The 24436-nt window shown below is 62.5% G+C and carries 20 protein-coding genes; 10 read left to right on the top strand and 10 right to left on the bottom strand.

Features of this window, described 5'->3' with window-relative positions:
• Nucleotides 1-6: 6 nt before the first annotated feature.
• Nucleotides 7-705 (bottom strand): energy transducer TonB, encoded by a 699-nt coding sequence (locus HBN63_RS18355; protein ID WP_170050415.1) that lies wholly within the window; start codon nt 703-705, stop codon nt 7-9.
• Nucleotides 706-835: 130 nt separating this feature from the next.
• Between HBN63_RS18355 and HBN63_RS18350 the strand changes: the two genes are divergently transcribed.
• Complete coding sequence (locus HBN63_RS18350; protein WP_170050414.1) at nt 836-3028, top strand: TonB-dependent hemoglobin/transferrin/lactoferrin family receptor; 2193 nt, start codon at nt 836-838, stop codon at nt 3026-3028.
• Nucleotides 3029-3154: 126 nt separating this feature from the next.
• Nucleotides 3155-3481 carry a Rieske (2Fe-2S) protein gene (locus HBN63_RS18345; RefSeq protein ID WP_170050413.1) on the top strand — a complete coding sequence of 109 codons (327 nt, stop codon included), beginning with the start codon at nt 3155-3157 and terminating at the stop codon, nt 3479-3481.
• Here HBN63_RS18345 and HBN63_RS18340 read toward each other — a convergent pair.
• Nucleotides 3478-4368 carry a triacylglycerol lipase gene (locus HBN63_RS18340; RefSeq protein WP_170050412.1) on the bottom strand — a complete coding sequence of 297 codons (891 nt, stop codon included), beginning with the start codon at nt 4366-4368 and terminating at the stop codon, nt 3478-3480. The genes HBN63_RS18345 and HBN63_RS18340 overlap by 4 nt on opposite strands.
• A gap of 121 nt (nt 4369-4489) precedes the next feature.
• Between HBN63_RS18340 and HBN63_RS18335 the strand changes: the two genes are divergently transcribed.
• On the top strand, nt 4490-5218 hold the full coding sequence (locus HBN63_RS18335; protein ID WP_262499022.1) for a class I SAM-dependent methyltransferase: 729 nt from the start codon (nt 4490-4492) through the stop codon (nt 5216-5218).
• Nucleotides 5219-5353: 135 nt separating this feature from the next.
• On the opposite strand, the gene HBN63_RS18330 is transcribed toward HBN63_RS18335, so the two are convergent.
• Both HBN63_RS18330 and HBN63_RS18325 read right to left on the bottom strand, forming a co-directional pair.
• The gene (locus HBN63_RS18330) at nt 5354-6433 is read right to left on the bottom strand and encodes a fatty acid desaturase (protein WP_170050411.1); all 1080 of its coding nucleotides are present in this window, start codon (nt 6431-6433) and stop codon (nt 5354-5356) included.
• 17 nt (nt 6434-6450) lie between these two features.
• Nucleotides 6451-7566 carry a ferredoxin reductase gene (locus HBN63_RS18325; RefSeq protein WP_170050410.1) on the bottom strand — a complete coding sequence of 372 codons (1116 nt, stop codon included), beginning with the start codon at nt 7564-7566 and terminating at the stop codon, nt 6451-6453.
• A gap of 141 nt (nt 7567-7707) precedes the next feature.
• Between HBN63_RS18325 and HBN63_RS18320 the strand changes: the two genes are divergently transcribed.
• The 7 genes from HBN63_RS18320 (at nt 7708) to HBN63_RS18290 (ending at nt 14128) form a co-directional block, all read left to right on the top strand.
• A complete protein-coding gene (locus tag HBN63_RS18320) occupies nt 7708-8370 on the top strand; it encodes a TetR family transcriptional regulator (protein WP_170050409.1) in 663 nt (220 codons plus the stop codon).
• Between the two features lie 177 nt (nt 8371-8547).
• A complete protein-coding gene (ureE, locus tag HBN63_RS18315; RefSeq protein WP_160088638.1) occupies nt 8548-9048 on the top strand; it encodes an urease accessory protein UreE in 501 nt (166 codons plus the stop codon).
• Entirely contained in the window at nt 9045-9719 is a 675-nt protein-coding gene (locus HBN63_RS18310; protein ID WP_170050408.1) for an urease accessory protein UreF, read from the top strand. Before ureE ends, HBN63_RS18310 begins: the two co-directional genes overlap by 4 nt.
• A gap of 19 nt (nt 9720-9738) precedes the next feature.
• Nucleotides 9739-10353 (top strand): urease accessory protein UreG, encoded by a 615-nt coding sequence (gene ureG, locus HBN63_RS18305; RefSeq protein ID WP_170050407.1) that lies wholly within the window; start codon nt 9739-9741, stop codon nt 10351-10353.
• Nucleotides 10354-10525: 172 nt separating this feature from the next.
• Complete coding sequence (locus tag HBN63_RS18300; RefSeq protein WP_090256007.1) at nt 10526-11098, top strand: HupE/UreJ family protein; 573 nt, start codon at nt 10526-10528, stop codon at nt 11096-11098.
• Nucleotides 11099-11268: 170 nt separating this feature from the next.
• Nucleotides 11269-12180, top strand: coding sequence for a glycerophosphodiester phosphodiesterase (locus HBN63_RS18295; protein WP_170050406.1), 912 nt, complete (start codon nt 11269-11271; stop codon nt 12178-12180).
• Between the two features lie 991 nt (nt 12181-13171).
• Complete coding sequence (locus tag HBN63_RS18290; RefSeq protein WP_170050405.1) at nt 13172-14128, top strand: DUF808 domain-containing protein; 957 nt, start codon at nt 13172-13174, stop codon at nt 14126-14128.
• A gap of 41 nt (nt 14129-14169) precedes the next feature.
• Here the strand turns inward: HBN63_RS18290 and HBN63_RS18285 are convergent, their stop codons facing one another.
• From HBN63_RS18285 to HBN63_RS18260, 6 genes are all read right to left on the bottom strand, one after another.
• Nucleotides 14170-15018, bottom strand: a complete 849-nt coding sequence (locus HBN63_RS18285) for a mechanosensitive ion channel family protein (RefSeq protein ID WP_170050404.1) — start codon at nt 15016-15018, stop codon at nt 14170-14172.
• 55 nt (nt 15019-15073) lie between these two features.
• A complete protein-coding gene (locus HBN63_RS18280) occupies nt 15074-15979 on the bottom strand; it encodes a transglutaminase family protein (protein ID WP_170050403.1) in 906 nt (301 codons plus the stop codon).
• Nucleotides 15976-18468: a circularly permuted type 2 ATP-grasp protein gene (locus HBN63_RS18275; protein ID WP_170050402.1), complete on the bottom strand. Its 2493-nt coding sequence runs from the start codon at nt 18466-18468 to the stop codon at nt 15976-15978. The genes HBN63_RS18280 and HBN63_RS18275 overlap by 4 nt, the downstream gene beginning before the upstream one ends.
• A gap of 74 nt (nt 18469-18542) precedes the next feature.
• The gene (locus HBN63_RS18270) at nt 18543-21833 is read right to left on the bottom strand and encodes a transglutaminase family protein (protein WP_170050401.1); all 3291 of its coding nucleotides are present in this window, start codon (nt 21831-21833) and stop codon (nt 18543-18545) included.
• Between the two features lie 168 nt (nt 21834-22001).
• Nucleotides 22002-23114 (bottom strand): SO2930 family diheme c-type cytochrome, encoded by a 1113-nt coding sequence (locus tag HBN63_RS18265; RefSeq protein ID WP_170050400.1) that lies wholly within the window; start codon nt 23112-23114, stop codon nt 22002-22004.
• Nucleotides 23114-24352 (bottom strand): parallel beta-helix domain-containing protein, encoded by a 1239-nt coding sequence (locus HBN63_RS18260; RefSeq protein ID WP_170050399.1) that lies wholly within the window; start codon nt 24350-24352, stop codon nt 23114-23116. The genes HBN63_RS18265 and HBN63_RS18260 overlap by 1 nt, the downstream gene beginning before the upstream one ends.
• Nucleotides 24353-24436: the final 84 nt, after the last annotated feature.

Genomic DNA, 24436 nt, shown 5'->3' with positions numbered 1-24436 from the left:
GATTAATCAACGGCTCGCCGTCAAGGCGAACTGAATAGGGATCTGTACACGGCTAGGCACAGCCTGACCGCCGGTGGTTTCGGGGCGAAAGCGCCACTTGGCAACCGCCTCCAGAGCGGCGCGATCAAGACTCTCCACGCCAGAAGAGCGCAGTACGTTCAGGCTGCGTTGCTGGCCGCGCTCATCCAGACGCACCTCGACCAGCACCACACCCTGCTGATTACGCCGCCGCGCCTGGGACGGGTAATTCGGCTGGCGGGGCGGCTCGCGGAAACTCGGTTTGCGGATAAGCACTTCAGCGACCGGCTTTGTAGCAACAGGCTTGGCTGGCGCGGCTTGAGCCGCTGCACGCACCGCAGCCGACTGACGGGTTGCCTCGGTTGGCTGCGCTTGCACCGGCTGGTTTTGAGTTGGCTGTGCCGCTACCACTGGCTTTGCCTTGGCCACTGGCGCCTGCACGACAGGCTTGGGTGCCGGAGACTTTCTAGGCACGACCGCCTGGCGTTGCGGTTGCGGTTGCGGTTGCTCAGGCAGCTTGGCCGGCGCCGGCTCGGCCTGTTGCAGCACGGCAGCCAGGCGTAATACCTGGGGCGCTTCGCGGGTTTGCGCCGCACTCAACGCAGGCGGCTGCGCCTCGCCATGCAGCAGCCAGCCGGCGACATGCAGCGCCAGCGACAGCAGCAGAAACAGCGACAAACGCAGCATGCAAAAGCCCAATCAAATCGAATTAGATCTATTTGATAATTATTTGCATTCGCATGTCAATGTCGTTTAGGTTTGCCGCCGATGCCAACCCGGTGGTCACAGAAACCACCCGTACGATCCTGGAGTCCCCATGCACAGAAGTCCTCCATTCGCCCGCCGCCCCTGGCTTGCCCTGCTGTTACTCAGCCCATCGCTGGCCCTTGGCGCCGAGAAAGCGCCGAACCAGTTCGATACCGTGACAGTCACGGCCACCCGTACCGAGCAGACACTCGACCAGGTGCCGAGCACCGTATCGGTACAAACCGAACGGCAGATCGACCAGCAGAACATCAAGAACATCAAGGACCTGGTGCGCTACGAGCCTGGCGTATCGGTCGGTGGCAGCGGTGATCGTTTCGGCCTCTCGGGCTTTACCATTCGTGGTATCGGCGGTAACCGCGTGCTGACCCAGGTAGACGGCATCGGTATGCCGGACGAGTTCTCGTTCGGCGGTTTCCTTAGCGCCAAGCGCGACTACGTTGACGTCGATACCGTCAAGCAGGTGGAAATTATCCGTGGCCCCGCCAGTTCGCTGTACGGCAGCGATGCGATTGGCGGCGCGGTGAGCTTCCTGACCAAGGATGCCGGCGACTACCTGGACGAAGGCGATGACACTTACGCCCGCCTGAAAACCGGCTATGACGGCAGCGATGACAGCTGGCAGCGCAGCGCCACCTTTGCCGCACGCCTGGGCCAGGTCGACGGCTTGCTGCACCTGGGCCGACGCAGCGGCCAGGCCACGGACACCCACAGCGGCCAGGGTGGTATCGGCGCAACCCGCGAGCAGGCCAATCCGCTGGATTACCGTACCGACAACCTGCTGAGCAAATTCGGCTGGGATTACAGCGACAGCGGCCGCCTGCAGCTGACCTATGAGCGTTACCAGGACGACACCGACACCCAGGTACTGAGCAACTACAGCAACACCGCGACCATCCGTACTCAGGATGCTGAGGACCGCGTCGACCGTGAGCGCTACTCCCTCTCCCATACCCAGCAACTCGATACCCTGCTGGTTGACCAGATTCACAGTCAGCTCAACTACCAGGACAGCCAGACCCGTCAGCAAACCTTCGAGAACCGCGTGGTCGGCGGCCAGCCACGCTACCGCACACGGGATTCGTACTACGAAGAAAAACTCTGGGCGTTCAACACCAAGCTGGACAAGGCCTTCAGCATCGGCAGCACGCAACATGCGCTGGTCTATGGTCTGGACGTCAAACACCTGAAGAACGCGGACCTGCGCGAAGGCGGTGAGACCGCACTGGCCACCGGCGTCACCACGCCTGTTCTACCCACCAGCGACTTCCCCGATCCGACCACCAAGGAATACGCCCTGTTCGCTCAGGACAGCATCAGCATTGGCCGCTGGACCCTTTTACCGGGTTTGCGTTATGACCACTATGAGATGAGCCCGCACGTCACCGACAAGTACCTCAACAGCCAGGCAACGGATCGCAATCCGAGCGACTTCAAAGATTCGGCGTTGTCGCCCAAGTTTGGCGTGACCTACCAATTCGACGACGCCCACAGCTTCTACGGTCAGTACGCAGCAGGTTTCCGCGCGCCACAGGCAATCGAGATCTTTGGCGAGTTCGCCAACCCCGGCATGTACCGCACCCTGGCCAATACCAACCTGAAGGCAGAAACCAGCGACAGCTTCGAACTGGGTCTGCGCGGCCAGTACGCCATCGGCAGCTTTGGCGCGGCGCTGTTCTACAACCAGTACGACGACTTTATTGAACGAGACGAACGCCCTTCCAGCGTGCCGGGCTTCCCCTTCGGCGAGTTCCAGTACGTCAACCGTGATCGAGTGACCATTCGTGGCGCGGAAGCCAAAGGCGAACTGTTCCTCGACCAACTGGGTCTTTCGGCTGGCTGGAAAGCCCGTGGCAGCGTGGCGTACGCCCGCGGCAAGGATGAAGGCACAGGCCAGCCGATCAACAGCGTCGACCCGCTCAAGGGGGTATTCGGCCTGGGCTACAGCGAGCCAAGCGGCAAGTTTGGTGGCGAACTGAGCTGGACCCTGGTGGCGGCGAAAACCCGCGTCGACATGACCCAAACCGCCAATCACGCCCAGACATCGGGTTATGGCGTACTCGACCTCAATGGCTGGTGGCAGATGACTGATGCCTTCGCCGTGAATGCCGGCCTGTTCAACCTGACCGACAAAGAGTACTGGCAGTGGGGTGATGTGCGCGGCCTGACTGAAAACAGCCCAAGCATGGGCCGCTTCAGCCAGCCGGGCCGCCACGCGGCCGTCAATCTAGTCTGGGAAATATGACCCAGCAACACGTCTACCGCGCGATCAACTAGTCGCGAAACAGAGTTCCACTTGGCGCAAGGATGCGCCCTCCTCTTTCACTTCCACGCCAGGGCGGCATAATGCCGGCCTGTCGGGGAGGTTCCTATGTTGCGTTTGTGTGCACCGGATGAAGTGGCCGAAGGCCAGAGCCGGGGCTTCGAGATAGCGGGAGAGAAGCTGTTTGCCGTGCGCAAAGACGGCCAGCTGTATGCCTATCGCAATCGCTGCCCGCACCGTGGCATCCCACTGGAATGGCTGGCCGACCAGTTTCTCGACGCCAGCGCCAGCCTGATCCAGTGCGCCACCCACGGCGCACTGTTTCTCATCGAGTCCGGCGAATGCGTCGCCGGCCCCTGCGCCGGGCAAGCGCTGCAGGAGCTTGTCATCCGCGAGGATGATCAGGGCATCTGGGTCGAGCTAAACGAACTCTAGAGTCCGGCAGCCGCCAAACGCTGTGCGTGCTCGACAAACAATTTGACTGGCTCGGCGCCCTTACCGACCAGGCCAAAGGTCTGATTGATGATGTCGAAGTGATCCATCGGGTACTGATCACCAATCACCGTGCCCAAGTGTGAGCTGTAGCGCCCAACCATGCCATCGCATTGCCCCGGCTCGCGCTGAAAGGTTTTGGCAAACATCCGGCAGGCGACATTCGGCCCGTCGAAGCGGTTGCCGCCTTTATCGGTGATCCCCGGCTGGATGGTGCCGGACCAGGAGTAATAGCGCACGCCGTTAACCTCGGCCGCACCCTCACCGCCCCAGACTTCGGGCAAGCCCTGCGGATACTGCACATTAAAGGCAGCCACGCCGTCGCTGGTCAGCGATTGCTGCGCTGCTGCCACATCCATCGGCAGTGGTTCGCCTTTGTAACCGCGCTCCAACCAGGCCATGCACCTTGCTACGCCACGCAGCAGACGCGCCAACAAACGCTCGCGCCAGCTGCCGTGCGGGGCTTTGCGTTTGAGAAAATCCGCCAATTCAGAGCCATGATTAGGCCCGGCGACCGAGGTGACGGACGCTACCCACTCGGGCTTTAGCGCGGCCGCGTAACGCGCCGTCAGGGCGCCCTGGCTGTGACCGATCAGATGGACCTTTTCTGCGCCGGTCTCCTGCAACACATCGGCGATGCGCAGCAGCAGTTGCTCGCCGCGCACCTCGGTGGAATGCACCGACGACACCAGCACCGGGAAGACTTTTGCACCGATGCGGCGCAGCGCCGTGACGATGCCGTACCAGTAGGGATAACCGAGCAGGCTGATAAAGCCGAGTAAACCTGGCACCAGGACCAGGGGATAACGGGGTGCAGAAGATGTCGACATTGCAAACCATCCTTGTGTCATACCGCCTAGAAAGAAAGTACTGAACCACGAAGCATGCCAATACAGCGCGTGGGAATAGTGGGCCACCTGGCCTATAGTCCTGGCTTCTCTTTGCGCTGCCATGACCATGCATACCATCGAACGGATTTACCCGAAGGATCTCAACCCGCTGAACTCGGACGACCAGGCCAGCCTGCAGATTCATATGCAGCGCTATGAGTTCGCAGCCCTGCACCTCAGCGGCCAGCGCGTACTGGATATGGCCTGCGGCTGCGGCTATGGCACGGCCCTGCTGGCTGAGCGCAACCCGGACAAACAGGTTACCGGCGTGGACATCGACCCGACGGCCATTGCCTACGCCCGCAACCATTACCACCTGCCCAACCTGCGTTATGAATGTGCCGATGCCGAACAGTTCAGCAGCGAGCAGGGCTTTGATTGCATCGTCAGCCTGGAAACCATCGAGCACCTGCCGCGTCCGCAGGTGCTGCTGGCCAACTATGCGCGTTTATTAGTCGAGGGCGGCAAGGTTATCGCCTCGGTGCCGATTACCCCGACCCTCGACGGTAACCCACACCACCTGCATGACTTCAGCAAACGCAGCTTTTATGTGCTGTTCCGTCAGCAAGGGCTGCATGCCCGGCAGCACTTGGAACAGATTCAGTGGTGGCAGTTCAAAGGTTTATTCTCGAAACAGGCCGATCAACAGAAACAGCACCGCAGTGAAGGGGTCGGCAATGCGGTGCTGCTGTATTACCGCAAACGCCCGCTGTACCTGTTCAGCCGGCTGTATTCGATGATGCGCTACGGCTTTAGCAACCGTTATCTGACCTGCGTGTTTACGCGCTGACCTTTTCTAGCAGGCTATTGAAACGTCGACGAGGCAGCTGAGACAAGGCAAAAACAGGCGAGGAAGCGGAGTTTACGAGCTGTAAATGAGCATTCCGAGCCTGTTTTTAACGCTGGATCAGCAACGCAGGTAGTTTCAACAGCTTGCTAGCGACGGACGACGGCGGTAGATCCAAATCCGCCTAAGCACTGTCGAAAACTGGCTCCACAAGCTGCCATTGTTATAGACCTGCCCATAACGCTCGGCGATCTCACGGACCTCCACAGCCATCGCCGCATAGCGCCGCGCCGGCAGATCGGGGAACAAGTGGTGTTCGATCTGGTGGCTGAGGTTGCCCGTCATAATATGGAACAGCGGTCCGCCATTCAGGTTGCTGGACCCGCGCAGCTGGCGCAGGTACCAGTGTCCACGGCTCTCGCCGACCACCGACTCCTTGCTGAACACCGCCGCCTGCTCGGTAAAGTGACCGCAGAAGATCACCGTGAAAGTCCACAGGTTGCGGATCAGGTTGGCCACGGCATTACCGGCGAGCACCGCCACGGCATTGGCGCCGATCAGCAGCGCCAGCAGCGGGAAGAACAGGTAATCCTTGCCCCACTGACGCAGTATTTTGGCGTTGAACTGTTTCATCAATGGGCGCACTTCGGCCTTGCTCAGCTTGCCCTTGTAGACCTTGTCCAGACGCAGATGCTGGATCGCCACCGAGTACTGGAACAACAGCGCTTGGAGCGTCACCCACAGCGGCTGCCAACGGTAGAACGGCTTCCAGCGCTGCTCAGGAAACAGCCGCACCACGCCATAGCCCACGTCATCGTCCATGCCCAGCACATTGGTCCAGGTGTGGTGCACGTGGTTGTGGGTATGCCGCCAGAAGTCACTCGGGCCGGCGATATCCCATTCGTAGCTGCGCCCGGCAAACTCCGGGTCATTCATCCAGTCGTACTGGCCGTGCATGACGTTATGCCCTAGCTCCATATTCTCCAGAATCTTACCCAGCCCCAGCAGCAGGGTGCCGAGTAGCCAGGTCGGCGGAAACCAACCGAGCATCAGCAGGCCACGTCCGCTCCAGCAACAGAACCGCACCGCTGCGCGAATCCGGCGGATATAGCGCGCATCCGCCTCGCCCAGATCGGCCAGGGTGCGTTGGCGCAGGGCGTCCAGCTCGTTGCCGAAGGCGTTCATTTCATCCAGGGAGAGTTCGCGATCACGACGCATGGGGATTCCCTCGCAGGTTAAAGATCAATGTCGACGTCGCTATGGGGCGCGCTGACGCACAATCGAATGGGTTGTCCGGGCTCGCTAAACAGTGCCCCGCTGCGCAGATCGCGCACCGTGCCGCTGAGCAACGTGCAGGTGCAGCTGGCACAGATGCCCTGGCGACAACCATGGGCCGGCTTAAGGCCATGGGCTTCAGCCTGTTCCAGCAAGCTGAGCTGATTATTGGCGGTCGCCTGCTGATGGCTGCGGGTAAACCCCAAGCGCACTTCGCGTAGGCTGACATCGGCGCGCAGCACGGGCGCAGTGAAGGCCTCAACCTGCAGCGCGCCAGGCAAGCTAGCGGCCTGCCACCACTGCTGCACCTGGGCGACAAAACCCGCCGGGCCGCAGGCCAGAACGCGGCGCTGATCCAACTGCGCAACATCGGCCAGATGCTTATCCGTAAAACGCCCAACTGATCCTTCCAACCCAGCACCAGCAGCGGTCAGTGACCAACGCACCTGCAGGTTGCTGTGCTGCGCCTGCAGGGCCTGCAATTCGGCAACAAAACCGCGCTGGCCCTGCTCCCGCACGTAATGCAGCAAGGTAATCGGCGCACTGAAACCCTGCGCAAGAGCACTGCGCAAAAGACCCAGCAACGGCGTGATGCCACTGCCTGCCGCCAACAACAACACCCCCTCCTGCGCCTCTGGCCAACTCAATTCGCCATACACCGGCCCCAGCTCCAGCACATCACCCACCGCCAGGTGTTCCAGTAAATAGGGTGACACCCGGCCGCCGGCCTGATGCTTGATGGCGACCTGCACGCAGCCATTCGGCCGCACCGCCGTCAGGCTGTAGCTGCGACTCAGGCGCACGCCATTGCGTTCAAGGAACAGCTGCAGGTGCTGACCCGGCTGCGCGCCACGCCAGTTGCCGTTGGCCTGCAGGGTCAGTTCGAGCATGTCATCGGCCACCCACTGGCGCTGAACGACCCGGGCAAACACTCGATTCAGCCGCAGCGCCGGGTGCAGCAGTTTCAGCCCGGCATCGACATCGCTTTCTCGTAACCAACCATGGGCGACCAGCACACGCAGCGGATACAGCAGGCTGGCGAGCCCGCGCACCCAGACAAAAGGAAGAAGGGCCACGACAAGACTCCAGTGAACAATTGTTCACTAGACTGGCAGAGCACGCTTATTCAGTCAACAGTCGTACACTCAAAGCCGGCGATGCACGCACGGTTCGACGTAAACAATGAGCGTTTGTTAGAGTGCTGCGCTGATTTCGCCATGCAGAGCCATGCCCGCTTGAAACCACTACAACCGCGCGCCGAACAAAAACTGCAAACCCGCCACGCCCTGATGGACGCAGCGCGCAGCCTGATGGACAGCGGCCGTGGCTTTGGCAGCCTGAGCCTGCGCGAAGTGGCGCGCTGCGCCGGCATCGTGCCGACCGGTTTCTACCGGCATTTCGACGATATGGATGCCCTGGGCCTGGCGCTGATTGCCGAAGTCGGCGAAACCTTTCGCGAAACCATTCGCCAGGTACGCCACCATGAGTTCGAGGTGGGCGGTGTGATCGACGCCTCGGTGCGCATCTTCCTCGACGCCGTGGCGGCCAACCGCTCGCAGTTTCTGTTTCTCGCCCGCGAGCAGTATGGCGGCTCACTACTGGTACGCCAGGCAGTGGGCGCTTTGCGTGAACGTATTACCGCCGACCTGGTGGCGGATCTTGCGGCCATGCCGAAGCTGCAACACTTCGACGCACCGGCGCAGAATGTAATCGCCGACCTGGTGGTGAAAACCGTATTCGCCACCCTGCCCGAGCTGATCGACCCGCCCGCAGCGCCCCTGCCGATGCACGCCTCGCCCGAGGTCAAAATGATCGAGCAGCTGCGCTTTATCTTTATCGGTGCCAAGCACTGGCAAGGCCTCGGGCAAACCCGCGACTGATCACCGCCGGCCCATCGCACCAAAAACGCGCAAAACCCAAGCAGGCGCACCAAACCAAACCTCATCACGCTCTAATTTCAGCCACACCCACCCCAGGCGCCCCGCTCTGCGTGGCGCAACGGCAGTTTGGCAAGGCACTTGCTCTATAACCAGCATTGCCCTGCCGGAAACTGCCCCATGTTGGTGATTCACCGCCGTATTGCCGCCCAGCCGCACTGGGATGCTGAACTCGAGCTGAGCTTCGAAGCCCGCAGCAAAAGCCGTCTGCGTTGCTACAGCCGCACAGGCGAAGATGTCGGCCTGTTCCTCGAGCGCGGCCAACCAGCCTTGCACGATGGCGAATGCCTGCAGGCCGAAGACGGCCGCATCGTACGCGTCATCGCCCGCACCGAACCGCTGCTGCACGTCACCTGCGCCAACGCCTTCGAGTTGATGCGCGCCGCCTACCACCTGGGCAACCGTCACGTGGCTCTGCAACTCGGCGATGGCTGGCTGCGCCTGCCGGATGACTACGTGCTCAAGGCCATGCTCGAACAACTCGGCGCCACGGTGGAACTGATCGAAGCCCCCTACCAGCCCGAGCAAGGCGCTTACGGCGGCGGCCATCACCATTCCCATGCTGGCGATGCCGAATTCAGCTATGCGCCGCGCCTGCATCAATTCGGTGCGCGCAAGTGAATAAAGCCTGGCAGCTCCTCCGGCTGGCGAGCCCCCAATTACCTATTGGCGGATACAGCTATTCCCAGGGTCTGGAAATGGCGGTGGAACAGGGCTTGGTAGATAACGCGGAAAGCGCCCAACGCTGGATTGCCGATCAGCTGCTGCTCAATCTCGCGCGCTTCGAGGCACCGCTGCTGCTCGCCCATTGCCAGGCCGCCGCACGCGAGGACTGGTCCCAGCTGCGCAGCCTGGCCGAACAACAACGTGCCAGCCGCGAAACCCGCGAATTGCGCTTGGAAAGCCGCCAGATGGGTTACTCCCTGCAGCAACTGCTAAGTGGCCTGCCGGAGCTGGATCAGCCGGCGCAACAGCTGTTCAGCGATCTCGACGAACCCGGCCTGGCCGTCGGCTGGGCACTGGCAGCTCGCGCCTGGCAGATCGAGCCACAAGATGCCCTCGCCGCCTGGCTCTGGGGCTGGCTGGAAAACCAGCTGGCGGTGCTGATGAAAACCCTGCCGCTGGGCCAGCAAGCCGCCCAGCGGCTGACCTCGCAACTGCTGCCGCTGCTCGATCAGGCGCAGCGTCAGGCTAGCGAGTTAGAACCGCAACACTGGGGCAGCGCCGCCTTTGGCCTGGCCCTGGCGAGCATGGCGCACGAGCGTCAGTACAGCCGTTTATTCCGTTCTTGATGATAAGGAAGACTTGAAGATGAACAGCCAACCCCTGCGTGTCGGCATCGGTGGCCCGGTCGGCTCCGGCAAAACCGCCCTGACCCTGGCCCTGTGCCTGGCCCTGCGCGAACGCTACAACCTGGCCGTGGTGACCAACGACATCTACACCCAGGAAGACGCGCAGTTTCTGGTGCGCAACGAGGCTCTGGCGCCTGAGCGGATCATCGGCGTAGAAACCGGCGGTTGCCCGCACACGGCGATTCGCGAAGACGCCTCGATCAACCTGGAAGCGGTCGACCAACTCAACCGGCGTTTCCCAGGCCTGGACCTGATCATCGTCGAATCCGGCGGCGACAACCTTTCGGCTACCTTCAGCCCGGAGCTGTCGGACCTGACCATCTACGTAATCGACGTATCCGCCGGCGACAAGCTGCCGCGCAAAGGCGGCCCTGGGATCTGCAAGTCCGACCTGCTGGTGATCAACAAGGTCGACCTGGCCCCGCTGGTCGGCGCATCGCTGGACGTGATGGAACGCGACACCCTGAAGATGCGCGGCGACAAGCCGTTTGTGTTCAGCAACCAGAAGATCGGCCAGGGGCTTGATCAGATCATCGCCTTTATCGAACAGCACGGCATGCTCAATGCAGCCTGAGAACCTGCTTACGATCTGCTGCGCGTCGGCCATTCGGCGTTAAAACAGCCTCGGAATGCTCATTTACAGCTCGTAAACTCCGCTTTCTCGGCTGTTTTTGCCTTGACTGGCTCTAGCTCGCGAGATCGTAAACAGGTTCTAAGTACAACCCATTCAGTCAAGGAGACACCCCATGAACCTGCGTAAATCCCTGTTCGCCCTCGCCCTGTTTCTCAGCCCCGCAGTGGCCTTCGCCCACGCTGGCCACGATCACTCCGGGCTAATGGCCGGCCTGGCGCACCCGGTATTCGGTCTCGATCACCTGCTGGCGATGCTCGCCGTCGGCCTCTGGGCTGCACAGCAATCCGGCGCGGCGCGCTGGGCGCTGCCGCTGACCTTTGTTGGCACCATGCTGATCGGCGGCCTGCTGGGCTTTAACGGCTTGCAGATTCCGCTGATGGAAACCGGTATCGCCGCGTCAGTGCTGGCGTTTGGTCTTCTAGTCGCCGTGGCCATCCGCCTGCCAATGGTTATTTCCATCGCCCTGACTGCACTGTTCGCCCTGACCCACGGCGTTGCCCACGGCCTGGAGCTGCCGGCGCTGGCCAGCCCATGGGGCTATGCCGCCGGCTTCGTGGTCGCAACCGCCGCTCTGCACGCCAGCGGCTACGCACTGGTGCGTCTGCTGCCCCAGGCCGCTGCACCGGTGGTGCGCATACTCGGCGCGGCTTCGGCAGTCACCGGCGCCTGGCTGCTGGCAGGCTAAGTGACTGGCTCGGGTGGACGGCCAGCGTCCACCCGCATCCGCCACGCCAACACCCCCTGACCGCAAAGGTCGCTAGGCTGGCGCATTTCGCCTCTCGCCCAGCCGCCATGGCTTTGTCATAGTCGAGGCGTATTAAACCTCCTCTCCCTTGACTGCCCTGGACCCTGACCATGCTGCGCGTTGCCCGCTTTCTCTCTGTTCCACTGCTGTTACTGGCCATCGCCCTCGGCGTACTGGCCCTGACCAGTAAACCGGCCCAACCAGCCGCAGTGCTTAGCAGCTTTGCCGAACGACCGCTGGTGATTGCCCATCGCGGCGGTAAAGGCCTGTGGCCGGAAAACAGCCTGTTTGCCTTTGAGCGTGCCAGCGCCCTGGGCGTGGACATGCTGGAGATGGACCTGCACCTGTCCAGTGACGGCGAACTGGTGGTGATCCACGACCGTACGCTGAATCGCACCACCAATGGCGAAGGCCCGGTGGCCGCGCACAGCCTGGCGCAGTTGCAAGCGCTGGACGCCGGTTACCGCTGGAGCGCCGATGGCGGCCAAAGCTACCCCTACCGTGGCCAGGGCGTGCGGATCCCGACCTTTACCGAAGTGCTCGAACGTTTCCCCAGCATCCCCAAGGTGATTGAAATCAAGGTGCCGGATGTCGGCATGGAAGCGCAGCTGTGTGATGCCCTTGAAGCGCACCAGCAACGCGACAAGGTGATTGTCGGCAGCTTCTATGACCGCAGCCTGCAGCTGTTCCGCGAACAGTGCCCGGGCGTTGCCACCTCTGCAGGCCCCGGCTCGGTACGCTTGCTGGTGGCGCTCAACTGGGTCGGCCTAGGCAGCCTGCTGTCGCCGTCCTACCAGGCGCTGCAGATTCCCGAAGCCCACGATGGTCTACCCATTGCCAGCCCGAGCTTGCTCAAGACCGCCACACAACGTGGGCTGAATGTGCAGCTGTGGACCATCAACGAACAGCCCGATATGCGCCGCCTGATTGATCTGGGGGCAAACGCACTGATCACCGATTACCCGGATCGTGCCCTGCAGGTGCTCGGGCGTTCGACGCAGATCAGCGCCCTAGAAGACTAAGAGCCTTTTACGATCTGCTGCGCGTCGGCCCTACTGCGTTGAAAACAGGCTCGGAATGCTCATTTACAGCTCGTAAACTCCGCTTCCTCGCCTGTTTTCGCCTTGCAGTGCTCTAGCTCGCGAGATCGTAGAAAGGCTCTGACCACTCGCCGCTGTATAAAAAACAACCTACCGCGTTCAGGCCACGTCCGCTGTGGCCTGAACGCATGCGTGCTCAGCTAATCCACAGATCGCTCCACAGCAACCTGGGATAAGTTATCCACCGCGCGTTGCAGCATTGCGGCAAACCCTTGAAATAACGCGATTATTGCTTGACTCGGCAGAGCGTAAATGACGTATTTCGAGACTTCTACACACTGCTTAAAAATCGATCAAAGGGCGCAAAACCAGGCTTTATAAGCCTTGCAGGCAGTCATACCAGAGTTATCAACAGTTCTACCCACAGTAGTCGTGGACAACTTCAGCGCTACCCCATAATGCCCTGAATAACCAGGCTAACCTGTTGTTTTAACGGTAAATAATTGACTGATCAAAAAATGCACAAAGACCGTAAGAAGCCGCACGACTAGGCCTGCAAGCGCCTACGCCCACCTTATCCACAGCTCGCTCCACAGTCTTTGTGCACAACTAACTGTGCACCGCCGCAATAGCTGTGCATAACGCCAAAGCAGCTTTCGGCTATGACCCCAATCGAGACAATCAACAGCCCAGCCGCCGGGCACAGGCGTAACGTCACTCCACCAATCAAGGAGATACGCCCATGCCCCTCAATGACCTGTTACGCAGCCTGCTCGCTGCCTATGCCAGTGGCGCCAGTGGATCGTGCGGCAATAGCAGCGACTAACCCATACCACCGTTTTTCGTGCACTGCGGCAAAACTGGGTTTTCCGCCTATGGCTGATATGTGCTGACTCACGTATAAATCTGCGCACCGTCGCCTGCCCTTCTGCCAGGCGATTCGCCTCAGAAACTCAAGAAAGGAATCCCTCGCATGGCCGGCGCTAGCCTATTAACCCTGCTTGATGACATCGCCGCCGTTCTCGACGATGTGGCGGTAATGACCAAAGTGGCGGCCAAGAAAACTGCCGGGGTACTCGGCGACGACCTGGCGCTGAACGCCCAGCAGGTCAGCGGCGTGCGGGCCGAACGGGAGCTGCCGGTGGTCTGGGCGGTGGCCAAGGGTTCGTTCAAGAACAAGCTGATTCTGGTGCCTGCTGCCCTGCTGATCAGTGCCTTTGCGCCCTGGGCGGTAACGCCGCTGCTGATGTTTGGTGGCGCCTTCCTCTGCTACGAAGGCTTCGAGAAACTCGCGCACAAGTTCCTCCACAGCAAGGCCGATAATCAGGCGCAGCATCAAGAACTGCTGCAGGCTGTGGCCGACCCCGAGGTGGACATGCTGGCGTTCGAGAAGGACAAGATCAAAGGCGCGATCCGCACCGACTTTATCCTCTCGGCAGAAATCATCGCCATCACCCTTGGCACCGTGGCCCTGGCCAGTTTCGGCAAGCAGGTCGCGGCGCTTTCGGGTATCGCTCTGCTGATGACGGTCGGGGTTTATGGCCTGGTGGCGGGTATCGTCAAGCTGGACGACGCCGGCCTCTATCTCAATCAGCGTGGTGGTGAAGGCCTGGGCGGCCGCCTGCAACGCAGCCTCGGTCGCGGCATTCTGTTTACCGCGCCATATATGATGAAAACCCTGTCGATTCTCGGCACCGCGGCGATGTTTATGGTCGGCGGCGGCATCCTCACCCACGGTGTACATGCCGCGCAGGAGTGGATCGACCAGTTGACGCAGAGCGTGGCGGCCAGCAGCGGTCTGCTCGCTGCCTTGCTGCCGACGCTGCTGAATGCCATCGCAGGGATCATCGCCGGCGCCGTGGCCCTGCTGCTGGTTAGCCTGGCGACTCGCGCCTGGAAAGCCGTGAAACCGAGCAAGGCGCAAGCCTGATCCAGCGCCGACCGCCATCCTCTGGCGGCCGGCATCGTCTGTTACCCTGCTTGCTGCATGATCACCGTCTGCGCCGGCATCGGCGCCGGGAAGCCGCCTTCGCCGAGGGCATCCTTGATCATCTTGTTGCTGTCGAAATACACCTGCCAGTAATGGTCGGTGTGGCAATACGGGCGCACCGCCAGCACCGGCCCAACCAGATTGAACTCGATAATTTCCACATCCACCGCCGGCTCTTTCAGCACGTTGGCAATACCGCCGATACGCTGCTTGAGCAGCGCCGCAGCGGCTTTGTAGTCCGCCGCGCCGGACAGCTGCGCCTGCAGATCGACCCGGCGAAACGCGTTGTGGCTGAAGTTCTGGATGTTGTCGGAAAAGATCTTGTTGTTACCCACCAGAGTCATCACGTTGTCCGGGGTGTTGATCGCGGTGACGAACAGGCCGATTTCGGTGACAGTGCCGACCACCCCGCCGGCACTGATAAAGTCGCCGACCTTGAACGGCCGCAGCACGATGATAAAACCGCCGGCCGCGAGGTTGGCCAGCAGCCCCGACCAGGCCATGCCGATGGCCAGGCCGACCGCCGCAATCAGCGCCGCCAGGCTGGTGGTTTGCACGCCGAAGTAGCCGAGAATACCGATGACCAGAATGATGTTGAGGGTCACCGAGATAAAGTTGCCGACATAGCGCAGCACCGTCGGGTCAACCCGCTGCTGGCCCAATGCGCGCTGCACCATGCCGACGGCAAAGCCGATCAGCCAGCGGCCGATCACCCAGAAGGCAATCGCCGAGAGAATCTTGATGGCAAACGCCGCGCCGTACTGCGCGACCAGGTTGTAGAGATCGGCAACTTTCTCGGTGCCGAGATTGATCAGGTTGGTTTCTTCCATGGCGCAGCTCCAGTGAGTGTTCACCAGAAAACGCTAGCACGCAGTTACATAACCGCTAGCCCTCTATCGCGGGGATCGGCAGCACCGTCACCTGCACCTCGGGGTCATGGCTGCCGCCGCCGAGAATCACCCCACGCAGCGGCGAAACATCGGCAAAATCGCGGCCCCAGGCCAGGGTGATATGTTCCAGCGCCGGGCGGATATTGTTGGTTGGGTCAAAATCCACCCAGCCCTGCTGCGGGCAGAACACCGCGACCCAGGCATGCGAGGCATCGGCGCCGATCAGCCGGGGCTGGCCGGGCGGTGGCTGGGTCAGTAGGTAGCCGCTGACATAACGCGCCGAAAGGCCCATGGAGCGCAGGCAGGCGAGCATCAGATGGGCGAAGTCCTGACACACGCCACGGCGCTCCTCCAACACCTGCAGCAGCGGCGTCGCCACCTGGGTGGCGGCGGCATCGAAGCTGAATTCGCTGAAAATTTTCTGCATCAGCCCATCCACCGCCGCCAGAAACGGCCGGCCGGGGCTAAAGCAATCCGCCGCGTAGGCGGCGAACACCTGCTTGAGGTGCACATAGGGCGACTCGAAACGAAAGCGCGTCGCCTCCAACACCCCAGGCAACAGCGCCTGGCCACTGTAACGCAGCGCCGTGCACGCCTCTTCCCAGGGCGGCGACGCCTGCAGATCCAGCGCCGGCCGCGCCAGCACCTCGACCTGCAGGCGCGCGCTGACCTTGAGTTCATGATGCGGGCGCTCGAACACCAGGCGGGTCAGCGGGTTGCCGAACACATCCAGAGCATCCTGGCGCTGGCACGGCTGCGGGCTGACCAGCAGCTGCTGGTTGTGATTGCGCTGCCAGGGGCAAGCCCGTGGCCACAGGTGCGCCAGCTGCTGGGCCAGCGACACCGGGCTGGCGTAGCGGTAATGAGTGTCGTGAAGAATCTGGTAGAAGGCGCTGCTCATAAGGATTGCGTCCGCTGGCTGGCGTCGACATGCACAAAGAAGCGCAAGCCTAAACGGTCGGAGATTTCCGCACTGGCCTGGCTGATGCTTTCCAGCAGCCCAGACAAACCATCCAGCACCTCCTGCACGCTGGCCGCGCCAAATAGCGGATTCTCCAGGCTGGCCAGGCTGAAGCGCGCCAGTTGCCCTTCCAGGTGTTTCAGCCGGCGCTCGCTGGGCAGCTCGAAACGCTCGCCCAGGCGCGACAGGGAGCGCAGCAGGGTGCGCACCTGAAAAAGCACGGAGTGCGGGTTCTGCTCATCCAGCAGCAACAGGTCGAGCACCGGAATCAGCTGCGCCGAAGCCAGGTAACGGGTGCGGTAGGTGATGCTGCTGTTGCCCAGTTCCAGCAGCCACTCCAGTGCGGATTGGTCATTAGCCGCGCTGCTACGGAGAAAATTCGCCAGGCTGTTGCAGAGGAACTGCAGGCGCTCGATGCAGCGGCCGATCATCAGAAAGCGCCAGCCGTCATCGCGGGTCATATCATCCAGGGCAAAGCCCGACAGCGCCGCCAACGACAGCAGCAGACGGTCGAGAAAATCCAGCAGCTCGCCGAAGTCAGCCTGCTCGGCATCCAGGCCCTGGGCCTCGCGCTGCAACTCCAGCAGGGCCTGCCAGTTGGCCTGGGACAGCTTGCCGCGCACGCTGCCAGCCACCCACTGCAGGCGCTGCAGGTTGCCACGCAAGCTGTCAGGCCAGTCCTCGCCGAGCAGCGCTTCAAGCAGGCGCTGCTGCAGTTCGCCGCTTTCGGCATCCGGCAGCAGGCCCAGGCTCTCGGCCAGGCTCAGGGCGGTTTGCAGCGCCTGCGGGTCATCGTCGTCATCCACATAACGCGCCAGCATGATGCGCAGCAGCCGCGCACCGTCCTCGCAGCGTTCGCTGTAGCGACCAAACCAGTAGAGATTTTCCACCACCCGCGAAGGCAGATAGGGGTCGCTGCGTACCAGATCGGCCACGCCCAGCGGACGCAGCCATTGCCAGGGTTCGCCGCCGGCATGCCGCTCGCCGAGTACCCAGGTGTCCTTGCTGGCGCCACCGCGCTGCATCGACACCACTTCGGCATCGGCTTCGGTGGCTACCCGGGTCAGGCCACCGGGCATTACCCGGTAACCCTCGGCACTGGCCACGGCAAACACCCGCATGCCGATGGCGCGCGGCGCCAGCTGGCCTTCTTCAGGCTGCCAGACCGGCGCTTGCGACAATTGCGCCAAAGCCTGGGCGACATAGGCATAAGGCCGCGCCTTGAGGCGTTCAGCCAATTCGGCACGCTGCGCCTCGTCCAGATCACGGCCAAACACCGGGGCAAAACTCTGCGAGGGAAAGCTGGCGCGCACCAGCAGCTCGTCGAGCTGCTCCAGGGCTTTGTCCAGCACCGGCGGCTCGCCGCACCACCAGCTGGCGATGCTCGGCAGCAACAGTTCTTCGCCCAATAATTTTTCCGCGATGGCCGGAAGAAAGCCCGGCAAACCGGGGGATTCCAACACGCCACTGCCGAGGGCGTTGGCCACCAGCACATTGCCCTGGCGCACCGCTTCGAGCAGGCCGGGCACGCCGAGGGCCGAGTCGGTACGCAGCTCCAGTGGGTCGCAAAAGTCATCATCCAGACGGCGCAGCACCGCATGCACGCGGCGCAGGCCGGCCAGGGTTTTCAGGTAGACCTTGGCGTCGCGCACGGTGAGGTCGCTGCCTTCCACCAGCGGATAACCGAGCTGACGCGCCAGGTACAGGTGCTCGAAATAGCTCTCGTTGAAACGCCCAGGGGTGACCAGCACCACCAGCGGTGTTTCACTGCCGGCCGGGGCCTGGCGCGCCAGGGTGTCCTGCAGGGTGCGGAAGAACCCGGCCAGGTATTGCACGCGCAGGTCACGGTACAGCTCGGGAAAGGCGCGCGAGACGATCTGCCGGTTTTCCAGGGCATAACCGGCGCCAGACGGCGCCTGAGTGCGGTCGGCCGTTACCCACCAGCGGCCATCCGGGGCGCGGGCCAAGTCCACCGCATACAAATGCAGATAAGTGCCGCCAGGCGGCTGCACACCCTGGCAGGGCCATAAGTAGTTGTTGTGGCCAAACACCAGCTCAGCCGGCAACAGCCCGTCGGCCAGCAGCTGCTGCGGGCCATACAGATCGGCCAGCACGGCATTCAGCAACCCGGCGCGCTGGGCTACGCCGGCGGCGATCTGCTGCCACTCTTCAGTCGGGATCAGGTTGGGCAGCAGGTCCAGTTCCCACGGCCGGTCGGCGCCATCGGGGTCGGCGTAGACGTTGTAGGTCACGCCGTTTTCCTGAATCTGCCGCGCCAGCAGGGCCTGGCGCTGCGCCAGCTGCGCCGGGCTGCTGCGCTGCAAACGCTCGAGCAGCAGGCGCCAGTGCGGGCGTACCTTACCGTCGGCGTCGAACAGTTCGTGGTAAGCCCCGGACGTCAGGGGGTAGTCGGCAAGCAGGTCGGGCATGGCAGGCTCGATAAAAGGTTCTGGTGTTGCGCAGATGCAGGAGCCAACTCGACGGCTCCTGCAATCGACCCAGGCTAGGTCAGGCGCAGGTCCAGGGTCATGGGCATTTCATTATTATTGATCGGGGCCAGTGCCGGGCGTTTGCCTGGGCTGTGGCCCAGACGGAAGAAACGCGCCAACCGCCGACTCTCGGCCTCATAGGCGTTTACCGGCAGGCTGTCGTAATTGCGTCCGCCCGGATGGGCGACATGATACTGGCAACCGCCCAGGGAGCGGCTCATCCAGCTGTCCACCAGATCGAAGACCAGCGGCGCATGTACTTCGATGGTCGGGTGCAGGCAGTTGGCCGGCTGCCAGGCGCGGAAACGTACGCCGCCGACAAACTCGCCGACCTTGCCGGTAGGCCGCAGCGGCACCGGTACGCCGTTGCAGGTCAGCACATAGCGGTCACTCGGCAGGCCGCTGAGCTTGACCTGCATGCGCTCCAGCGAGGAGTCGACATAGCGCACCGTGCCGCCGCCCCCGCCCTCCTCGCCCAGCACATGCCAAGGTTCCAGGGCCTGACGCAGTTCCAGCTCGATGCCCTTGACGTTGAAATCGCCGGATTTGGGAAAGCGGAACTCGAAGTGCGGGGCAAACCACTCGCTGTGCAGGCGATAGCCGCAGCCGTCGAGCTCCTGCAGCACGTCGGCAAAATCCTGCTCGATAAAGTGCGGCAGCAGGTAGCGGTCATGCAGCTCGGTGCCCCAGCGCACCAGTCGCGCCGGTTTGTAGGGTTCACGCCAGAAACGCGCGATCAGCGCGCGGATCAGCAGCTGCTGGGCCAGGCTCATCTGCGCATGGGGCGGCATTTCGAAAGCACGCAGCTCCAGCAGGCCGAGACGCCCGGAGGCCGAATCCGGCGAGTACAGCTTGTCGATACAGAATTCGGAGCGATGGGTGTTACCGGTCACGTCCACCAGCAGGTTGCGTAGCAGGCGGTCGACCAGCCAGGGCTGACAGTCGCGACCCACTTCGGGCATCTGCGCGAAGGCGATTTCCAACTCGTACAGCGCATCGTTACGCGCTTCATCGATACGCGGCGCCTGGGAGGTCGGGCCGATAAACAGGCCGCTGAACAGGTAGGACAGCGACGGGTGGTTGTGCCAGTAGCTGATCAGGCTGCGCAGCAGATCCGGGCGGCGCAGAAACGGTGAATCCGCCGGCGTCGCGCCGCCGAGGACGAAGTGGTTGCCACCGCCGGTGCCGGTGTGGCGGCCGTCGATCATAAATTTCTCGCTACTCAGGCGGCATTCGCGAGCCTGCTCGTAGAGAAACTCGGTGCGCTCGACCAGCTCATCCCAACTGGCGGCTGGGTGGATATTCACCTCGATCACGCCAGGGTCCGGGGTCACCCGGAAGAACTGCAGGCGCGGGTCCAGCGGCGGCTCATAACCTTCCAGCAGCACCGGGCATTTCAGCTCGGCGGCGGTGGCTTCGATGGCAGCCACCAGCTCCAGGTAATCCTCCAGACGCACCAGCGGCGGCATAAACAGATAGAGCTTGCCCTCGCGCGGCTCGGCACACAGTGCGGTGCGCACCACAGCGGCGGCCGACTGGCCGAGCAGCGGACGCTTACCTGCGCCGTTCTGGCTACCCGGCCAGACGCCGCGCAGCTGCGGCTTGATCTGCGCCGCAGCCGGCAGCGGAGCGAACACCTGGCTGGGGTCTTCCGGGGTCACGTAGGGGTAATCGGCTTCGCTGACCCAGGGCTGGGAATCCAGCGGCAGCCGGTAGCCCATCGCCGAATCGCCCGGTATCAGCCGGCAATGCTGGTCACGCAAAAACCAGCTGCCGCTCTGCCAACCCAGCTGCTTGGCATGCCGAGCCAGCGGCAGGATATGCCCGATCACCTTATCCAGGCTCTGCTCGAACACCTTGCGCAGGCGCTCGCGCTCCAGCGCGTCGGCCAGGCGCGGGTCTTCGGCGGTGACGTTGATCGGCAGCTTGCGTTCGCGCCACAGGTAATAGAAACGGTCCTCATAGGCCGGCACGCAGTATTGGCCATCCACGCCCAAACGTTCGGCGAGCAGGGTGAGGAAGTCGGCGGCCTTGGCCGCATCAACGCCGTAGTCCTGTTGCTCGTCGGCGTACAGCGCCGGGGTGTGCCACAGCGGCTCGCCGTCGCGGCGCCAGTAGGCATTCAGCGACCAGCGCGGCAGCTGCTCGCCGGGGTACCACTTACCCTGGCCGAAATGCACCAGCGCGCTCGGTGCATAGTGCTCGCGCAAGCGATGGAACAAATCAGTGGCCAGGCGGCGCTTGTTCGGCCCCAGGGCGGCGGTGTTCCATTCGGCATCGTCGGGGTAATCAAGGGCGACAAAGGTCGGCTCGCCGCCCATGGTCAGGCGTACGTCCTGGGCCTGCAGATCGCCGTCGATCTTCTGCCCGAGCGCGACAATCGCCTGCCACTGCGCCTCGCTGTAGGGTTTGCTGACGCGCGGCGCTTCCCAGATACGCTCGACCCACATCTCGTGGCTGAACTCGCACTCGCTCTCATCCACGCCGCCGCTGATCGGCGCCGCCGAGGACGGTTCGGGGCTGCAGGCCAGCGGAATATGGCCTTCACCGGCGAACAGGCCGCTGGTCGGGTCCAGGCCAATCCAGCCGGCACCCGGCAGATAGACCTCGCACCAGGCATGCAGGTCAGTGAAATCCACCTCGGTGCCGGATGGGCCGTCGAGGGATTTCACATCCGCTTTCAGCTGGATCAGGTAGCCGGAAACAAAGCGCGCCGCCAGGCCCAGGTGGCGGAACAGCTGCACCAACAACCAGGCCGAGTCGCGGCAGGAGCCGGAGCCTTTCTGCAGGCTTTCTTCCGGAGTCTGCACGCCCGGCTCCAGGCGGATCAGGTAACTGATATCGGTGGAAAGGCGCTGATTCAGCGCCACCAGAAAATCCACGCTCGACAGCGGCGTGCGCTCGATGCTGGCCAGATACGTGGCAAACAGCTTGCTGGCCGGCAGCTTGACCAAATAAGGCGCCAGCTCCAGCTGCTCGCCCGCGGTGTAGGCAAAAGGGATTTTCTCGGCGTAGGGTTCGAGGAAGAAATCAAAGGGGTTAAACACCGCCATTTCGGCAACCAGATCGACTTCGATTTTCAGCTCGCGGGTCTTTTCTGGGAAGACCAGGCGCGCCAGGTAGTTGCCCTGGGGGTCCTGCTGCCAGTTGATAAAGTGCTCGCCCGGCTCGACCTTCAACGCGTAGGACAACACCCGGGTACGGCTGTGCGGTGCAGGGCGCAGGCGCACGACCTGCGGGCCAAGGTTGACCGCGCGGTCGTAGCGATAGTGGCTGACATGGTGCAAGGCGATATGAATCGACACAGCGGGCCTCCTGCGAGCCTGGGCGATAACCAGGCAGCGCAAGACTTATGCCAGTGGCCCAAGCCAGAGCTGGCGCGGCCTGCCGCATTCACCCGCTACAGGCACGCACCACAACAGGGCCAGCCATGCCCCACGCCAGCCGCGGCGCACGAAAACAGGTCGCGCCCTTCAGCAATCCCCTTGCAGGCTGGCAACCCACCGCCGCAGCACCTCGACGCCCTCGGTATGCACGGAGGAACGGCCCAGCTCCGGCATCATGATGCTCGGATCCACGCTCTCCATTCGAAATAGCAGCACCGACTTATCCGGCTGGCCCGGGTGAATATCCACCAGACGATCACCCGAGCCTTTCCCTGCAGCCACCGGCTGCTTGCACAGGCCATAACTGATGCCGATGGCCGTGGCCGGGTCAAGCAGCAGCCCTGAAGTACGCCCCGGGCCCTTGGGGTTGTGACAGTGGCTGCAGTTGGCATCCAGATAACTGCGCGCCTGCTGTTCCAGGCTCTCGCCACTGCGCGGGGTCGGCCATAAAGCGTTCTGCGGCACGCCCTGCAATTCGGCCGGCACGCCCTGTAGACGGCCCTGCTGCTGCCAGTACTGCAACTGATTATGCGTGCCATCGGCGTAGGCAAAATCCTTGTTCAGGTGCCGCGACTTGGGCCCCAGCGGATTGACGCCCTTCCCTGCAGTTTCCTCATGGCAACCGGCGCATTGGTTAGCGTCCGGCACCTGATAGGCCACCGCCTGAGTCTTGCCCTCGGCATTCAGCAGGCTCAACTGGCGGCTGTCACCAGCCCATTCCAGATGTGCCTCCTTTTGCTGTTCATCCCACACATAGGGCAACGCGACCCAGCCGTCCTGCTGTTTAAGCAGAATGCGCGTCTCGATCAACTGCACCCGCGCCAGCTCCAGACCGCGCTGCGGATCGCGGTCATCCTGCTCGTTAAGCAGCAGGCGGCCCTGGGCGTCCTTGGGGTAGTAGAAGGTCTTGCTCAGCACCGTGCCAACCGGGTAGTCGAAGTGCGCCTCGCCATAACTCGCCGCCGTACCTGCCGGCATCCACACGCTGCGCAGCTTGTGCGCGTAGTCGGTAAACAGCGGGGTATTCAGGTCATAGGGCAGCGCCTCGGCAATCGGCGCGATAAAACCATCGGCGCGTTGCAGCATGCCCCACTCGCTGAGTGTTTCCGGGTAGTTGTCACCTTGCGGCAGGTACAACGGGGCCGGCTGCTGCTCACAGCCGGCCAGGAGCAGTAACACACCCAGCAGCAGCCTACGCATCAGGCCCCCTGACCGGCTTCGGCCGAAGCCAGTTTGACTGCCGGCAGCGCGGGCAGGCTGCAACGGTAGTCGGCCATTTCGGTGCTGATGTTCTTGAAGTTGTTCGGCCCGTCGACGTTGATCATCCCCGCCTCGCCGTTATTGATGCAGATCGCGCGATCAGCCGGCAGCTTGCCATCCACCAGAATGTCGAGGTTGACGTAGCCGTCCCAGAGAATGTCCGGCAGACGGCCATTCAAGCCGAACTGGCTGACCTTCAGCGCCTTCAGCTCCAGGTGATCCGGGCTGTCGCCGCCGGGGCCGAAGCGGTTGCCGTGGATATAGATGCCTTCTGGATAGGGGTCGAAGTTCTCGGCGGTGGAGAGGTCGGTGTAACCGGTGCTGAAGTAGCTGCTGATGATGATGTTGGCGGTCTTGTGATCGCCGATATCGTTGTCGAACACCTCGACATCGTCATTGGAGTTGATCACCACCCCCGAGCCTGCCGGAACGCTGGCCACGGGTGTGCCTTTGTGGCCGAAGTTCTTGTGGTTGTTGCCTTCGATCTTGTTACGGAACACCCGCGTCACCCGGCCGGCCTGCGGCAGGTTGGGCATGTTGAACACCAGAATGCCGCCGGTATTGCCGGTAGCGACGTTGTCATACACGTCGGCGTCGATGGTGTTTTCGATCTCGATGCCAGCGACGTTGCGCTCGGCGCGGCTGTTGCGTACCACCACGTTGCGCGACTGGCCGACATAAATGCCGGCATCGGAGGCGCCAATGGCCACCGCGCCGTCGATCAGGGTATTTTCGGTCTGCACCGGGTAGATGCCGTAGGCGCCGTTCTCGGTGGCCGGGCCGTTGGTCCACTCGGTGCGCACACGGCGGATGATGATGTTCTTGCCGCCCACCACTTTCAGCGAATCACCCAGGGTGTCCTCGAAGGCGATGTCTTCAATGGTGAAATCCGAGGCATCCACCAGCAGGCCTTCAGCGCCGGACTTCTGCCCCTTGAAGCTGAGGATGGTCTTGTCCATACCCGCGCCCTTAATAGTCACACCGCTGACTTTCAGGCTCAGGCTGCGGTCGAGCTGATAGGTGCCGGCGGGAATCTCGATCACGCTGCCGGGCTTGGCCTTGATCAGCTGGGTCTGCAGGTCTTTCTGGAAATCCAGATCGGCCACCGGGGCCGGTTCTTCGCTGCAGGCGGCAAGCAGCACGGACAGGGCAAGCACGGAAAGCGGGGCAAGGCGCATGGCAATCTCCAGCGTTTTTCTTATTAAGTGGAACGATAGTACCAACTAATCAGAAAAAGCCAACCCCTGCGCACGCTCAGCCCA

Origin of the sequence: Pseudomonas sp. WS 5011, from assembly GCF_012985775.1 — a bacterium.
Lineage (GTDB): Bacteria > Pseudomonadota > Gammaproteobacteria > Pseudomonadales > Pseudomonadaceae > Aquipseudomonas > Aquipseudomonas peli.
This window is presented reverse-complemented; position numbering and strand designations above follow the sequence as displayed.

Coding starts and splice junctions, on each gene's coding strand:
- ureE (WP_160088638.1), top strand. CDS start 8,548: ATGTTGGTGATTCACCGCCGTATTGCCGCCCAGCCGCACTGGGATGCT.
- HBN63_RS18355 (WP_170050415.1), bottom strand. CDS start 705: ATGCTGCGTTTGTCGCTGTTTCTGCTGCTGTCGCTGGCGCTGCATGTC.
- ureG (WP_170050407.1), top strand. CDS start 9,739: ATGAACAGCCAACCCCTGCGTGTCGGCATCGGTGGCCCGGTCGGCTCC.
- HBN63_RS18290 (WP_170050405.1), top strand. CDS start 13,172: ATGGCCGGCGCTAGCCTATTAACCCTGCTTGATGACATCGCCGCCGTT.
- HBN63_RS18295 (WP_170050406.1), top strand. CDS start 11,269: ATGCTGCGCGTTGCCCGCTTTCTCTCTGTTCCACTGCTGTTACTGGCC.
- HBN63_RS18320 (WP_170050409.1), top strand. CDS start 7,708: ATGCAGAGCCATGCCCGCTTGAAACCACTACAACCGCGCGCCGAACAA.
- HBN63_RS18350 (WP_170050414.1), top strand. CDS start 836: ATGCACAGAAGTCCTCCATTCGCCCGCCGCCCCTGGCTTGCCCTGCTG.
- HBN63_RS18330 (WP_170050411.1), bottom strand. CDS start 6,433: ATGCGTCGTGATCGCGAACTCTCCCTGGATGAAATGAACGCCTTCGGC.
- HBN63_RS18265 (WP_170050400.1), bottom strand. CDS start 23,114: ATGCGTAGGCTGCTGCTGGGTGTGTTACTGCTCCTGGCCGGCTGTGAG.
- HBN63_RS18275 (WP_170050402.1), bottom strand. CDS start 18,468: ATGCCCGACCTGCTTGCCGACTACCCCCTGACGTCCGGGGCTTACCAC.
- HBN63_RS18335 (WP_262499022.1), top strand. CDS start 4,490: ATGACCATGCATACCATCGAACGGATTTACCCGAAGGATCTCAACCCG.
- HBN63_RS18285 (WP_170050404.1), bottom strand. CDS start 15,018: ATGGAAGAAACCAACCTGATCAATCTCGGCACCGAGAAAGTTGCCGAT.
- HBN63_RS18260 (WP_170050399.1), bottom strand. CDS start 24,352: ATGCGCCTTGCCCCGCTTTCCGTGCTTGCCCTGTCCGTGCTGCTTGCC.
- HBN63_RS18340 (WP_170050412.1), bottom strand. CDS start 4,368: ATGTCGACATCTTCTGCACCCCGTTATCCCCTGGTCCTGGTGCCAGGT.
- HBN63_RS18280 (WP_170050403.1), bottom strand. CDS start 15,979: ATGAGCAGCGCCTTCTACCAGATTCTTCACGACACTCATTACCGCTAC.
- HBN63_RS18345 (WP_170050413.1), top strand. CDS start 3,155: ATGTTGCGTTTGTGTGCACCGGATGAAGTGGCCGAAGGCCAGAGCCGG.
- HBN63_RS18300 (WP_090256007.1), top strand. CDS start 10,526: ATGAACCTGCGTAAATCCCTGTTCGCCCTCGCCCTGTTTCTCAGCCCC.